12 protein-coding genes are annotated in these 12,503 nt (G+C 60.2%); 7 read left to right on the top strand and 5 right to left on the bottom strand.

Annotated features, from left to right (window positions below; genetic code table 11):
* Positions 1–3 precede the first annotated feature (3 nt).
* Genes pgaB through pgaD form a run of 3 tightly spaced genes read left to right on the top strand, consistent with a single transcriptional unit; the run spans position 4 to position 3,778 of the window.
* Positions 4–2,010: a poly-beta-1,6-N-acetyl-D-glucosamine N-deacetylase PgaB gene (gene pgaB, locus SSARUM2_RS17415; RefSeq protein WP_033653711.1), complete on the top strand. Its 2,007-nt coding sequence runs from the start codon at positions 4–6 to the stop codon at positions 2,008–2,010.
* Complete coding sequence (pgaC, locus tag SSARUM2_RS17410) at positions 2,007–3,341, top strand: poly-beta-1,6-N-acetyl-D-glucosamine synthase (protein ID WP_033653713.1); 1,335 nt, start codon at positions 2,007–2,009, stop codon at positions 3,339–3,341. Before pgaB ends, pgaC begins: the two co-directional genes overlap by 4 nt.
* Positions 3,338–3,778: a poly-beta-1,6-N-acetyl-D-glucosamine biosynthesis protein PgaD gene (gene pgaD / locus SSARUM2_RS17405; protein ID WP_019453806.1), complete on the top strand. Its 441-nt coding sequence runs from the start codon at positions 3,338–3,340 to the stop codon at positions 3,776–3,778. The genes pgaC and pgaD overlap by 4 nt, the downstream gene beginning before the upstream one ends.
* Here pgaD and SSARUM2_RS17400 read toward each other — a convergent pair.
* On the bottom strand, positions 3,775–4,230 hold the full coding sequence (locus SSARUM2_RS17400) for a DUF805 domain-containing protein (protein ID WP_041036129.1): 456 nt from the start codon (positions 4,228–4,230) through the stop codon (positions 3,775–3,777). The two genes, pgaD and SSARUM2_RS17400, sit on opposite strands and share 4 nt — an antisense overlap.
* Before the next feature lie 279 nt (positions 4,231–4,509).
* Between SSARUM2_RS17400 and mltB the strand changes: the two genes are divergently transcribed.
* Positions 4,510–5,598 (top strand): lytic murein transglycosylase B, encoded by a 1,089-nt coding sequence (gene mltB / locus SSARUM2_RS17395; RefSeq protein ID WP_033648101.1) that lies wholly within the window; start codon positions 4,510–4,512, stop codon positions 5,596–5,598.
* Between the two features lie 56 nt (positions 5,599–5,654).
* Here the strand turns inward: mltB and SSARUM2_RS17390 are convergent, their stop codons facing one another.
* Entirely contained in the window at positions 5,655–6,806 is a 1,152-nt protein-coding gene (locus SSARUM2_RS17390; protein ID WP_033635409.1) for an autotransporter domain-containing protein, read from the bottom strand.
* Between the two features lie 397 nt (positions 6,807–7,203).
* Between SSARUM2_RS17390 and SSARUM2_RS17385 the strand changes: the two genes are divergently transcribed.
* A complete protein-coding gene (locus SSARUM2_RS17385) occupies positions 7,204–7,494 on the top strand; it encodes a hypothetical protein (RefSeq protein ID WP_015378635.1) in 291 nt (96 codons plus the stop codon).
* A 213-nt stretch (positions 7,495–7,707) separates the two neighbouring features.
* Complete coding sequence (locus tag SSARUM2_RS17380) at positions 7,708–8,010, top strand: hypothetical protein (RefSeq protein ID WP_041036126.1); 303 nt, start codon at positions 7,708–7,710, stop codon at positions 8,008–8,010.
* 11 nt (positions 8,011–8,021) lie between these two features.
* Here SSARUM2_RS17380 and dsdC read toward each other — a convergent pair whose 3' ends face one another.
* The 3 genes from dsdC to SSARUM2_RS17365 form a co-directional block, all read right to left on the bottom strand.
* Positions 8,022–8,951, bottom strand: a complete 930-nt coding sequence (gene dsdC, locus SSARUM2_RS17375; RefSeq protein WP_039564894.1) for a DNA-binding transcriptional regulator DsdC — start codon at positions 8,949–8,951, stop codon at positions 8,022–8,024.
* A gap of 469 nt (positions 8,952–9,420) precedes the next feature.
* The gene (locus tag SSARUM2_RS17370) at positions 9,421–9,672 is read right to left on the bottom strand and encodes a CsbD family protein (protein ID WP_033648096.1); all 252 of its coding nucleotides are present in this window, start codon (positions 9,670–9,672) and stop codon (positions 9,421–9,423) included.
* A gap of 134 nt (positions 9,673–9,806) precedes the next feature.
* Entirely contained in the window at positions 9,807–11,303 is a 1,497-nt protein-coding gene (locus SSARUM2_RS17365; RefSeq protein ID WP_033653717.1) for a helix-turn-helix transcriptional regulator, read from the bottom strand.
* 227 nt (positions 11,304–11,530) lie between these two features.
* On the opposite strand from SSARUM2_RS17365, the gene SSARUM2_RS17360 reads away from it, so the two are divergent.
* The gene (locus SSARUM2_RS17360) at positions 11,531–12,502 is read left to right on the top strand and encodes a hypothetical protein (protein WP_041036124.1); all 972 of its coding nucleotides are present in this window, start codon (positions 11,531–11,533) and stop codon (positions 12,500–12,502) included.
* Position 12,503: the final 1 nt, after the last annotated feature.

The following is a 12,503-nucleotide window of genomic DNA, read 5'->3' as shown; positions in this document are numbered from 1 at the left end:
ATCATGCTTATTCGATCTTCGCTTTTCGTGTTGGCCGCGTTGCTGACCACCGCCTGCAGCCAGGCGGACGTGCCGCGCTTCACGCCGCCGGCGGAGCGGCCCGTGGGGCCGATGGAACGCCCGTGGCCGGCCAACCGTTACGCGGTGCTGGCGTATCACGACGTGGAAGACGGCGCGGCGGACCAGCGCTACATGTCGGTGCGCACCAGCGCGCTCAATGAACAGTTCGCCTGGCTGAAGCAAAACGGCTACCAGCCGGTGTCGGTCGAGCAGATCCTGCAGGCGCAAAACGGCGGCCCGGCGTTGCCGAACAAGGCGGTGCTGCTGACCTTCGACGACGGCTACCGCAGCTTCTACAGCCGGGTCTTCCCGCTGCTGAAGGCCTACAACTGGCCGGCGGTGCTGGCGCCGGTCGGCGTCTGGCTGGATGCGCCGGCCGACAAGCCGGTCGATTTCGGCGGCCTGATGACGCCGCGCGATCGCTTCCTCACCTGGCAGCAGGTGCGGGAAGTGTCGGACTCCGGCTTGGTGGAGATCGGCGCGCACACCTACGCTTCGCATTACGGCGGCATCGCCAACCCGCAGGGCAATACCGAACCGGCGGTTGCCAATCGGTTGTATGACGCCAAACAGGGCCGTTACGAAAGCGAGGCGGAATATCGCCAACGCATCGAGAAGGACGTGGCGTTGATCACCCAGCGCATCACCGCCGCCACCGGCAAGGCGCCGCGCGTCTGGGTCTGGCCGTACGGCGCGGCCGGCGGCGTGGCGCTGGACATCGCGCGCAAGCACGGTTACCGCATGGCGCTGACGCTGGAGAACGGGCTGGCAGACGTCAACGCGCCTGAGAACGTGCCGCGCATGCTGGTGGCCGGCAACCCGTCGCTGACGAGCTTCGCCCAGCAGCTGACGCAGATACAGAACCGGCAGATCATGCGGGTGGCGCACGTCGATCTCGACTACCTTTACGATCCCGATCCGCAGCAGCAGGCCAAAAACCTCGACAAGCTGATCCAGCGCATCTACGACCTGCGCATCAATACCGTTTTCCTGCAGGCGTTCGCCGATCCAAAAGGCGACGGCAACGTGCGCGAGCTCTATTTCCCCAACCGCTGGCTGCCGATGAAGGCCGACCTGTTCAACCGGGTCTCCTGGCAGCTCTCTTCGCGCACCGGCGTGGCCGTGTATGCCTGGATGCCGGTGTTGGCGTTCGAGCTGGGATCTGACGTGCCGCGCGTACAGCGCCTCGATCCGCAAAACGGGCAGTTGTCGGTAGACGACAAGCAGTACCGCCGCCTGTCCCCGTTCAGCCCGGTGGCGCGCCAGCGCATCGGTGAGATCTACGAGGATCTGGCGGCTCACGCCACCTTCAAAGGGATCCTGTTCCACGACGATGCCCTGCTGTCGGACTTCGAAGATGCCGGCCCCGACGCCGCTGCGGCCTACCGCCAGGCCGGCTTCGCCGATTCGGTGGCGGCGATACGCCAGGATCCGCAGGCGATGGCGCGCTGGACGCGCTTCAAGAGCCGGGCGCTGATCGAATTTACCCAGTCGCTGACCGAGCGGGTGCGGGCGATCCGCGGCCCGCAGGTGCAAACCGCGCGCAACATCTATGCGATGCCGGTGCTCGATCCCGCCAGCGAAGCCTGGTTTGGCCAGAATCTGGCGGATTTCCTGCAGGCCTACGACTGGGTGGCGCCGATGGCGATGCCGCTGATGGAAAACGTGCCGCGCGCCGACAGCGGCCGCTGGCTGGATCAACTGGTGGGCAAAGTGGCCGCTTACCCCGGCGCGCTCGATAAAACGGTGTTTGAGTTGCAGGCCGTCGACTGGCGCAAGGAGCGCCGGATCAGCCTGGATGACGGTCAACTGCTGGCCGAATGGATGCGTCGCCTGCAGCGCAATGGCGCTCAGAGCTTTGGTTATTACCCCGACAACTTCCTCGACGATCGGCCTAAGCTGGATGCCGTTCGCCCGGTGTTGTCCTCAGCCTGGTTCCCACTGCCATGACCGATCGTTTAATTGCCTTATTCATCCTGTGTCTGGTGTTGAGCGTGCCTTTCGGCATCGTCCTGCTGTTTACCGGCGAAGTGCTGCTCAACTTCGTGTTTTTCTGGCCGCTGTTCATGTCCGGTATCTGGATCGCCGGTGGCATCTATTTCTGGCTGCACCGCGAGCGCCACTGGCGCTGGAGCCCGGACATGCCCGCGCCGGTGCTGCCGGGCAACCCGTCGATCAGCGTGCTGATCCCCTGTTTCAACGAAGGGTTGAACGCGCGTGAAACCATTTCGGCGGCGATGGCGCAGCGCTATGAAAATATCGAAGTGATCGCCATCAACGACGGCTCCAGCGATGACACCGCCGAGGTGCTGGATCAGTTGACGCTGGAGTTCCCCCGGCTGCGGGTGATCCATCTGGCGCAAAATCAGGGCAAAGCGATCGCGCTGCAGGCGGGCGCGGCGGCGGCGCGCAGCGAGTATCTGGTGTGCATCGACGGCGATGCGCTGCTGGATCGCGATGCGGCGGCCTATTTGGTGGCGCCGCTGTTGGCCAATCCGCACGTCGGCGCGGTGACCGGCAACCCGCGCATCCGCACGCGCTCCACGCTGATCGGCCGCATCCAGGTCGGTGAGTTTTCATCGATCATCGGCCTTATCAAGCGCACGCAGCGCGTTTATGGCCGCCTGTTCACCATCTCCGGCGTGGTGGCCGCGTTTCGTAAGCAAGCGCTTACCGATGTCGGTTACTGGAGCCAGGACATGATCACCGAAGACATCGACATCAGCTGGAAACTGCAGCTCAAGCACTGGGCTATCTTCTTCGAACCGCGGGCGTTGTGCTGGATCCTGATGCCGGAGACCCTGCGCGGGCTGTGGAAGCAGCGCCTGCGCTGGGCGCAGGGCGGCGCCGAGGTGTTTTTAAAGAATCTGCGCAACCTGTGGGCCTGGGAGCACCGGCATATGTGGCTGCTGTTCGCCGAGTATTGCCTCTCCACGTTGTGGGCGTTCACTTACCTGGTCAGCGTGCTGATTTTCCTGGTCGGGCTGGCGGTGCCGCTGCCGGAGGGCATCCGCATTCACTCGTTGCTGACGCCGGCGTTTACCGGCCTGGTGCTGGGCGTGGTGTGCCTGCTGCAGTTCACCGTCAGCCTGCTGCTGGAGAAGCGCTATGAGAAGGGCTTCGGCCGCTCGCTGTTCTGGATCATCTGGTATCCGCTGGTGTATTGGCTGCTCAGCCTGCTGACCACGCTGGTGGCGTTTTCCAAAGTGATGTTGAAAGCTCGGCGCGGGCGTGCGCGCTGGATCAGCCCCGACCGGGGCATTGGGAGGATCAAAGAATGACGGACGTCCTGATTTATTCCGAACGCGGCCTGTTGCCGCGCGTGGTAGACAGCCTGCTGACGCTTTTCGCCTGGTGCGGCTTCCTTTATCTGTTCAGCCGCGGCCTGATGTCGGTGATGGATCAGCACGGGGTGGGGTCGGCCCTGTCGCTGCTGGAGGTGATCTCGCTGTACATCATTGTGGCGTTGTTCAATGCCGTCACGTTGATCGCCTGGGCTAAATACAACCAGTATTTCTCCCGCCGTAGGGCGGCCGGCCGCTGGCGGAAACAGCAACAGAACACCCACATCGGCTATATCACGCCGGAGCTGACCCGGCAGCTGCGGCGTTTGCCGATCGCCGTGGTGTCCCATAACAGCGGCGGCGGCATCAGCCAGGTCAGCGGCAGGCTGACGGCGGCCGAACCGGCGGCGAACAAGGTGGTGCAGCTGCGTTAGTCGTCAGCGTTGCCGTCCGGCCTGCGGCGCAGCCCGCCCGGCGGCAACAGCAGAGCGCAGATCATGACGGCCAGGCTGAAAAGCGGCAGCCAGCGCGCCACCGGGCCGGGGGAGTAGTTGTTGAGCACCGAGCAAACGTAGCATGTTACGGCCAGCGCCCAGCCGGGCAGGCCGATATCGTTGAGCCGGAACGCGGTTTTGGCCATGAACCACGCCACCAGGCCGAAACAGAACAGCGCCCAGACCATAATGCACAGCAGATACAGCAGCACTGAGACGAATTCCTCGGTATCGCCGTGCGCATGGGCGCGAAAATGGTTTTTGTCCAGATAGGTCGACAGAAACGACAGCAGCACGATGCCAACGGCGAAGATCGCCAGCGAGAAAACAAAGGGTTTGCGCGAGATGCGCCCACGGTAAAGATCTTTGGCGAGTTGTCCGAGAGATTCCATTACAGTCCATTGTCGTGATCATTGCGGCGATAGCCGGATGGCAAGCAGCCGGGCATTTTATCGGGGTAAAAGGGGGCGTCAAGGTGATAATTTTTCTCATTTAGTCGCGGTTGAGATTCCGCGCGGCCGCACCGGGCGTCCTTTCACCGTGCAAAACGTCACAATTTGGCACGTTTGGCTACCTGGCGCGGTAATTGGCGGCATAATCCTGTTTGTTCGCGTTGAACAATGCATTAACATAACTCCCACTTATCTCTTGCATGGCTATATGGATATCCGATGCGTCACCTGGTTGCGCTTTTACCGCTGATTACCTTGCTTGCTGCCTGTAGCAGCACGCCGAAACCCAGTACCACCGCTACGCCGCAGGGCACCCCGGTAAAGGGCGGCTTTTTGCTGAGCCCGGCGCACAGCGGCGCGCCGCTGGGTGGAGATTTCGCCAATAACCCGAATACCGCACGCTTTATCGATAAGATGGTGCGGGAACACGGCTTTGATCGACAGCAGCTGCACGACGTGCTGGCGCAGGCTCGGCGCCTGGATTCGGTGCTGCGGCTGATGGACAGGCAGGCGCCGAAACCGTCTACCCAGGGGCCTACCGGCCCGAACGGTTCCTGGCTGCGCTACCGCAACAAGTTCATCACGCCGGATAACGTGCAAAACGGCGTGGTGTTCTGGAATCAATATCAGGATGCGCTGCAGCGGGCCTGGCAGGTGTACGGCGTGCCGCCGGAGATCATCGTGGGGATTATCGGCGTGGAGACCCGCTGGGGCCGCGTAATGGGTAAAACCCGCATTATCGATGCACTGGCGACGCTGGCCTTCAACTACCCGCGCCGCGCCGATTACTTCGCCGGCGAGCTGGAAACCTTCCTGCTGATGTCGCGCACCGAGGGCGACGATCCGCTCGAACTGCGCGGCTCCTTCGCCGGCGCGATGGGCTATGGGCAGTTCATGCCGTCTTCCTTCAAGAGCTATGCGGTCGACTTCAACGGCGATGGTCATATCAACCTGTGGGATCCGGTCGATGCCATCGGTAGCGTGGCCAATTACTTCAAGGCGCACGGTTGGTCCAAAGGCGAGCCGGTCGCGATTCAGGCCAACGGCCAGGCGCCGGGATTGGAAAACGGCTTCAAGACCCGCTACTCGGTCGCTGCGCTGGCGGAAGCCGGCCTAAGCCCGCAGGGTTCGCTCGGCGACAATCAGGAAGCCAGCCTGCTGCGGCTGGACGTCGGCACCGGCTACCAGTATTGGTACGGCCTGCCGAACTTCTACGTCATCACCCGCTATAACCACAGCACCCACTACGCCATGGCGGTATGGCAGCTGGGCGAAGCGGTAGGGCGTTCGGCGCGCGGCGGCTTCTGACGCTGCTTCAATAACGAAAAAGGCCGCTTGCGCGGCCTTTTTTACGTGCGGAACAATCAGAAATCGTAGCGTAGACGCACCACGGTCATATCGCCGAGGTTGTCGGTGCTCGATGTCAGCACGTGCTCTACGTCAACGCGGAAGCCGTAGTCAAACTGCACGGTAACCCCAAGGCCGTTGTCGATGCGCTGGTAGTTGCGGCCGCTGATGTATTCCAGGCGATCGCCCATAAAGTACGGCATTACCGATTTCACCGCGTACTGGCCCACCGGCACGGTATAACCGGCCAGGTATTCGATACCCCAGGCATCGCCGGCGAAGTAATTGTTGATGTCGGTTTTCTTGGTGGTCAGAAAGTCGTGGTAGTAACCGCCGCCGAAAGTCAGCGTCCAGTTGTCCGGTTTCCAGCTGAGGGCGGTGCCGACGATGTGCTGATCGTAGCTCTTGCTGCCGCTGGTGGACGGATTGCGCATTTCGGCGCGGGTGTAGTTCCAGGCGGTGCCCCAGGTCAGATCCTGCGTGATGTGGTAATCCACGCCCAGTGAGCCGCCGCCTTTGCGCTTATAGCGCAGGCCGTTGCCCGGCAGGTAGTCGCTGTCGCTGAACAGGTACGAGGCATAAACGTCCGCATCGCCGAAGCGGTTCTTGTACTTCAGCATTTTGCGTGAACGGTAAGAACCGTCGTAGTCGCCGTTGATGCCGTTGCCCGGCGCCTGGGCCAGCATGTCGTAGTCCCAGATATCGGTCTTGGCGCCCACCACGTCATAGTAAACGCTGTTCTGCTGGCCGAAGGTCATCTGGCCCCAGGTGTTGCTTTTCAGGCCGGTGTACAGCATGCGGCGGCTGGTGTTTCTCGCGCCGTCGGCATAGTGGTGATCCCAGTCGAACAGCGCCGGAATGTTCACGCCCAGCTCGTAGTAGCTGATCCAGCTGATATCGTCGAACAGGTAGTAGTCCGCCGCGAAACGGAAGCGGGTGCCGCCGTCGAAGCCGTTACGCTTGTAGGAGCCCTTGTCGCCGTCGCCCGTCATGTTGTTGAACTGTGGACGGATGCTGCCGCCAACGGTGAAGTTCAGGCGGCTGAGCGGATCGCCGGCCTGCGGATCCTGCTTCAGCAGGGTGATTTCCGCCTGAGCGGCGAACGACGCGCTGCCGATCGCCAGACCCAGCGCCACCGCTTGAGTCAATACGCGCAATTTGATTGCCATGTGTTATCCCTGTTTTATGTATGACCGCCCCATCAGCGCCGCCATGCCGATGTTTTGCGCAGAACGCTGCGTTTTCACGCATTTTGACGGTTTTTTTTGGTGTGTTAGCGGCGGGCGGCATTTGTAACATAAACAGTGACATAAAGAATTACTTTTCTTGCTAATTATCGACCGGTTTTTAACCATTTCGTGCGGTGAAAAGGGCCGTTGCGCATGTCTGGCGATTCGGATGAATTCATCTAACGCCAAGGTTTATATTTTTCATTTGTCAGTCACCGGCGCCAGCCTGTAATTTCAGCCGTGCAAGAGAGAATTAATTCGAGCCTTTCGCCGGCGTATTAACGCCAGCCTTTGTCTGCGTAATCGGCCGGCATGAATAAGCGATTGGGAGGTCGCCATGAGAAACCTGTTAATGTTGTTAGTGGGGCTGTTTTCACTGCCGGCGATGGCGGCGGAGTCGCACGTTTGCCATTCTCAAGCCTATGATTATGCAGAGGTTAGCAAGCTCAGGTTGTCTGACGATACCCTGTTTTCCTGCCGCGGCGTGGGGCGCCTGACGATCCCCGAATTAGCACGCAAAGGATGGAAGGTGATTCATTTGGCGCAGCAAACCGAATATACCGACTCCGTCGACAGCGATGGTGAGGTGATTAAGCTTTATCAGGAAATCGTGGTGTACAAAGAATAACGCGACGGTAGCCTGTTATTATTCTCGCGGCGGCGAGAACCCTATTATGAATGCGAGAATCGGAATCGACGGCAGGGCTGCCGCCGCGGCCAGCGCTTCACCTGGGATCGCGCCACGCTGTGCGCCTGTTTGCTGATCGCGCTGGTGTTAAGCGTGGTGAGTTGTTCTTATCTTATTTATTTTTATCGAAGGGTGGCACCAAAAATATAAATTATGGATGTTGATGTACAGAACTACCAAATAAGCTGCGAAAGCCAATTCATTATTCAGCTGCAAATATCCCGCTATGCCTGGGGCGTGCCGCTGATTACGCTCGGCGATAACGGTGATTTTACCGTGATACGAAGCCGAGGCTGGTCGAGGTTGGCTAATGGGATGCAATTGGAGGTTTATTATTTTGCCAATAACTCCCTGCTGGCCTGGGATAAAAACCGCAAATATATCTCTTATTCAAAGGCCGGCCGGCTCTACGCCTGCGCGCTGAATTTTTCTTATTCCCCTAAAATAATGCGCTAGCCCTCCGGCCATCAGACCAGAGGGGCGATTTTCATGATCCACTGCTTAAACGCGAGGATTTTCGGCCACTGCCGCTCGGAGATGGTCGAGGTAAAATAGCAGTGCTCGCAGGGCACGGTCATGTCGGTGAACGGAATGATCAGCTCGCCGCTTTTGATCCAGTCCTGCACCAGATTGAGCCGCCCCATGGCGACGCCAAGGTGCCGCGTGGCGGCCAGCACCGCGAGATCGGAACGGTCGAACTCCATGCTTTTGCTGTCGGTATCCAGCCCCAGCGCAAAGTGTTGCGACCAGGTTTGCCACTCGTCTTCGCCGGAGTTGTAGCGATCGTGCAGCAGCGTGCAGTGGGCCAAATTTTCCGGCGCATCGTACAGGCTATGTGCGGCGGCGTACTGCGGCGTACAGATCGGCACCATCGATTCCTGCATAAAGGCCTCGTCCAGATGCCGCCCCGAGGGCAGTTTGCCGAAGTACATCGCCAAGTCCACGCCGCGGTTGGCCAGGTTGATGATCTCTTGCCCGGTCAGAATGTTGAGGTGAATGGTGGGGTGCTGGGCGATAAAGTCGCCGATGCGCGGCAGCAACAGGCATTGCACCAGAGACGGATGCGAGTAGAGGGTCAGGGTGCCCGTCAGCTCGCGATTCTTGATGTCCAGAATTTCCTGATTCAGCGTGTTGAAGGAGCTGTCCAGCGCCCATTGCATGCGCTCGCCCTCCGGCGTCAGGGTAATTCTGCGATGAAAGCGCTGGAATAGCAGAAAACCCAACTCCTTTTCGAGCAAATTAATGCGGTGGCTTACGGCGCTGGGGGTGATCGACAATTCTTGCGCCGCCAGCGCAAAAGATAAATGACGGGCGACGCATTCGAAAGTATGCAGCCGGGAAAATTGATAGCTGGTCAGCGGGGTGGCCCGCTGTGAATGTTTTTTAGTGGGGAACATGCTATTTCTCCGTGCGCGCAATACAGCGATCTTAACATTTAATGGAGAGGAGGATAAACCCAGGTTGACGAATGGAGTCGAATTTTAACCTGATGGTTTTAATGATGTTGAGGGTAAGCCGATTTATTGCACCAAGACCGTAAATAACCGCCGAGGGGTTTGGGTTGAGAAGACGATAAAAATCAGGAATACGCGAGGAAAATAAAATGGCTGTCGTTAAGCAGTGAGTAAAGGCGGCGTGCGACGGTATGAAAAAGAATGCCGCCTATTCCATGAGGGATATCGCCGTTTCGCCATAATAATCCGATGCCGCTGAATAGCCGTTAATCATCATTGTCGGCGTAACGGATGAATAAATCGATAAGGCCATATGCCCGCACGGCATTGCCCGTTGGCCGATGGCACCGCGCCCGGTTGCTGTTAACCGGGCGCGGCGCTCAGGGAAAAGCGGTTTGCTCGCCGGCGCGTATCAACGGCGGCGCAGCAGCAGGCCGGTCAACAGGCCAGCGCCGGCAATGAGGGCTAATGCGGCGAGGGGGTTTTTCTTCATCATGCTGCCGGCGCAGCTCAGGGCGTCGCCGTATTTTTCTTGCAGCGCGCCCGCTGCATAGCGCGTGGCGCCTTCGGCCTGCAAACGTGGGTTTCCGGTGACGTCGCCCGCCATTTCCTGCGCCTTGCCCGCCACTTTTTCCATCATGCCATTGGCTTTTTCGCTGTTCATTGTGATGCGCTCCTAAGGTTCGATCCGTTTGGCTTCCGCACAGGGCGAAAGCCTGCATTTGCACCTCCATGTTATGCACTTCACTTTGAGCCTATAAGGGGCGTTTGCATCGGTGCGGATAGTGCATTTGCAGGCTACTTGCCGTTCCTGGCGGCCAGCCCGCCGGTAAACAGCCCGCGTTCTCTGGCCCAGACGATGGCTTCGCTGCGGCTGTGCACGCCAAGCTTGGAATAGACCGTCGCGACATGGTTGCGAATGGTGTTGAGCGCCAGATTGAGACGCGCCGCGATTTTCTTGTCCGGCAGCCCCTCGCAAATCAATTCCAGCACATCGCGCTCGCGCGGCGTGAGATCGCTGGCGGTCAATCCGGCCTGGTCGGGCCGGTTGATGCTTTTCACGTTGGCCAGTTTTTCAATCAGGGTTTGGCTGAACCAGGAGGCGTCCTGCATCACTTCTTCGATGGCGCTGACCAGCTCCAGCTCCGAGCGTTTGCGTTCGGTAATGTCCATGAGCACCAGCAGGTAGCAGGGCGCATTGTGGATGCTGACGGCATCCGCCGAGGCCACGCAGTCGATCGACTCGCTCCCTTTCTTGCGTACCCGGATGTCCAGCCCTTCGACGTTGCCGCTTTTTTCCAGCGCGGCAAACAAACGGCGGTTCGCCTCGGGATCGTCAATAAACGGGATCTCATCGATCGTCTTGCCGATCAAGGCTTCGGCGTCGTACTCGGTGGTGCGGGTAAAGGCTTCGTTGACGTCCAGCACGCGCCGCTCGTGCGCGGTACACAGCAACGTCGGCACCGGGCTCAGGCGAAATGCCTTGGCGAACCGCTCTTCACTTTCCCGCAGCGCCGATTCCGCCTGGCGCCGGGGTTCGAGATCGGTAAAAGTGAACAGCATGCAGTCGTCTTCATTGATGTCCAGCGGTTGGCCGGCAACCACCACCAGCTTGCTTCCGCCACCGGGCAGTTTCAGCTCGGCCTCCATTTGCGGAATGGTGGCGCCTTCCCCCAGGCGCTGTATCGCCAGATCTTTGTGCTCCGCCTGTTCCAACACGTCGAGTTCATAGACCGAACGCCCCATGACCTGTTCACGCTGGTAACCGGTCATATCCAGGAACCCCTGATTGACCTTGACGTAGCGCAGGTCGCTTAGCCGACAAATGACCGCCGGCGCCGGATTGGCGTTGAAGGTTTTTTCAAAGCGCTGTTCGGCGCTGGCCCACTCCGTCGCGTCGCTCAGGATCAGCGCCAGCAGCTCCGGTTGCCCCTGCGCATCGGTGATAATCAGGCTCCGTAGGCGGTGCACCCAGAAGCTGTCCGGATCGTCGGCCTGCCGAACCTCCACCACCACATCGGTGAAGGTCTCGCCATCGGCAACCCGGTTCAGCGGATACTGTTCCAAAGCCAGCGGATGATTGTTGCGATAGCGCAGGGCAAAACGCGCCGCGTACTCGCCGGCATTGGCCCCCAGGGCTTTCTGATGACTCACGCCATGCATGGCCAACGCGGCCTCGTTGGCCCAGAGCAGCGTTCGATCGGTATCCGTCAGGATCACGCCGTCGGACAAGCCGGAGATGATTTGCTGCAGGTGGCCGCGGTGGGTTTCGCTGGCCAGGACGGATTGGCTCATGTGTTCTCCGCTAGACAGAAGGGAGCGGCCTCTGACCGGGGCCGCGGGTTACGCTACTCGCTGAGCAGCTTAGTGCATAACGTGCGTATTCGCAGGGTGTGAATGCACTAGTCATTCTGGCGCAAATGAACCGGGACGGCCGACGACGCCGCGCGGCAGACTGCATCTGTCTGCGCGGTTATCCGCCGTGCGTGCAATCACTTGTCCAGAAAATATAAGGAACAACGATGACCACTGTCTATGAATCAAATCGCTTTGCGTTTCAGGTGTCATGGGGCTCGATATTGGCCGGGAGTGCCGTGGCGCTGGTGACTTATCTGATCTTCAGCGTGCTGGGCACGGCTATCGGCGCCCAGGCCGTGGATATGATGCAAAAGGGTAACCCGCTGAGCGGCTTTGGCACCGGCACCGGGATCTGGCTGCTGGTTTCAACGCTGGCGTCGCTGGCCGCAGGCGCGTTCGTCGCCGGCCGCACCGCACCGAACCGCGGCGGCTTGCATGGCCTGCTGAGCTGGGCGATCACCACCTTGCTGACCACCTGGCTGGTGGTTTCATTGGCGAGTGGCGTGGTGGGGCTGGCGGGCAGCGCGGTGGGCAAAGGGCTTTCGCTGGCGGGCAGCGGCCTGGCGGCGGCGGCGCCAAACGTGGGCGAAGGCCTCAAGCAACAGCTGGATAAAAAGGGCATCAGCCTTGACTGGGGAAGCCTGGAAAACCAGTTGAACGCCACGCTCAAGCAGACCGGCAAGCCGGAACTGGATCCGGCTCGGTTGGAACAGAAGGCCGATAGGGCGACCGCCGACGGCAAGCAATCGGCCATGGACGCGGCTGCCGATCCGGCGCAGGCCGCCTCCGAGCTCAAGCAGTGGTTCGACCGCGTCAAGCAGTCCGGTGAGCCGACGTTGAGCGCCGCCGACAAGGATGCGCTGGTGAATATCGTTGCGGCGCGCACCGGCAAAAGCCGCGATGAAGCGAGCCAAATCGTCGATAACTATGCTCAGGCTTACCAGCAGGCGGTGCAGAAAGTGGAAAAACTCAAGGCCGAGGCCGAGCAGAAAGCGCGTGAAGCGGCCGACGAAGCGGCCAAACAGCTGTCGCGCGCCGCTTGGGGTTCGCTGTTGATGCTGCTGTTGGGCGCTGCGCTGAGCGCCGGCGTGGGGCGGATTGCCGAATCAACCCGCCGCACTGTCGCGGTAAGTTGAG

Source organism: Serratia sp. K-E0102 (assembly GCF_029962625.1).
Classification (GTDB): Bacteria; Pseudomonadota; Gammaproteobacteria; order Enterobacterales; family Enterobacteriaceae; genus Serratia; species Serratia sarumanii.
Note: the sequence above shows the minus strand (reverse complement) of the source record. Positions and strands in the feature narration are given on the sequence as shown.

Coding starts and splice junctions, on each gene's coding strand:
- SSARUM2_RS17360 (WP_041036124.1), top strand. CDS start 11,531: ATGACCACTGTCTATGAATCAAATCGCTTTGCGTTTCAGGTGTCATGG.
- pgaC (WP_033653713.1), top strand. CDS start 2,007: ATGACCGATCGTTTAATTGCCTTATTCATCCTGTGTCTGGTGTTGAGC.
- SSARUM2_RS17365 (WP_033653717.1), bottom strand. CDS start 11,303: ATGAGCCAATCCGTCCTGGCCAGCGAAACCCACCGCGGCCACCTGCAG.
- SSARUM2_RS17385 (WP_015378635.1), top strand. CDS start 7,204: ATGAGAAACCTGTTAATGTTGTTAGTGGGGCTGTTTTCACTGCCGGCG.
- pgaD (WP_019453806.1), top strand. CDS start 3,338: ATGACGGACGTCCTGATTTATTCCGAACGCGGCCTGTTGCCGCGCGTG.
- dsdC (WP_039564894.1), bottom strand. CDS start 8,951: ATGTTCCCCACTAAAAAACATTCACAGCGGGCCACCCCGCTGACCAGC.
- mltB (WP_033648101.1), top strand. CDS start 4,510: ATGCGTCACCTGGTTGCGCTTTTACCGCTGATTACCTTGCTTGCTGCC.
- SSARUM2_RS17400 (WP_041036129.1), bottom strand. CDS start 4,230: ATGGAATCTCTCGGACAACTCGCCAAAGATCTTTACCGTGGGCGCATC.
- SSARUM2_RS17370 (WP_033648096.1), bottom strand. CDS start 9,672: ATGAACAGCGAAAAAGCCAATGGCATGATGGAAAAAGTGGCGGGCAAG.
- SSARUM2_RS17390 (WP_033635409.1), bottom strand. CDS start 6,806: ATGGCAATCAAATTGCGCGTATTGACTCAAGCGGTGGCGCTGGGTCTG.
- pgaB (WP_033653711.1), top strand. CDS start 4: ATGCTTATTCGATCTTCGCTTTTCGTGTTGGCCGCGTTGCTGACCACC.
- SSARUM2_RS17380 (WP_041036126.1), top strand. CDS start 7,708: ATGGATGTTGATGTACAGAACTACCAAATAAGCTGCGAAAGCCAATTC.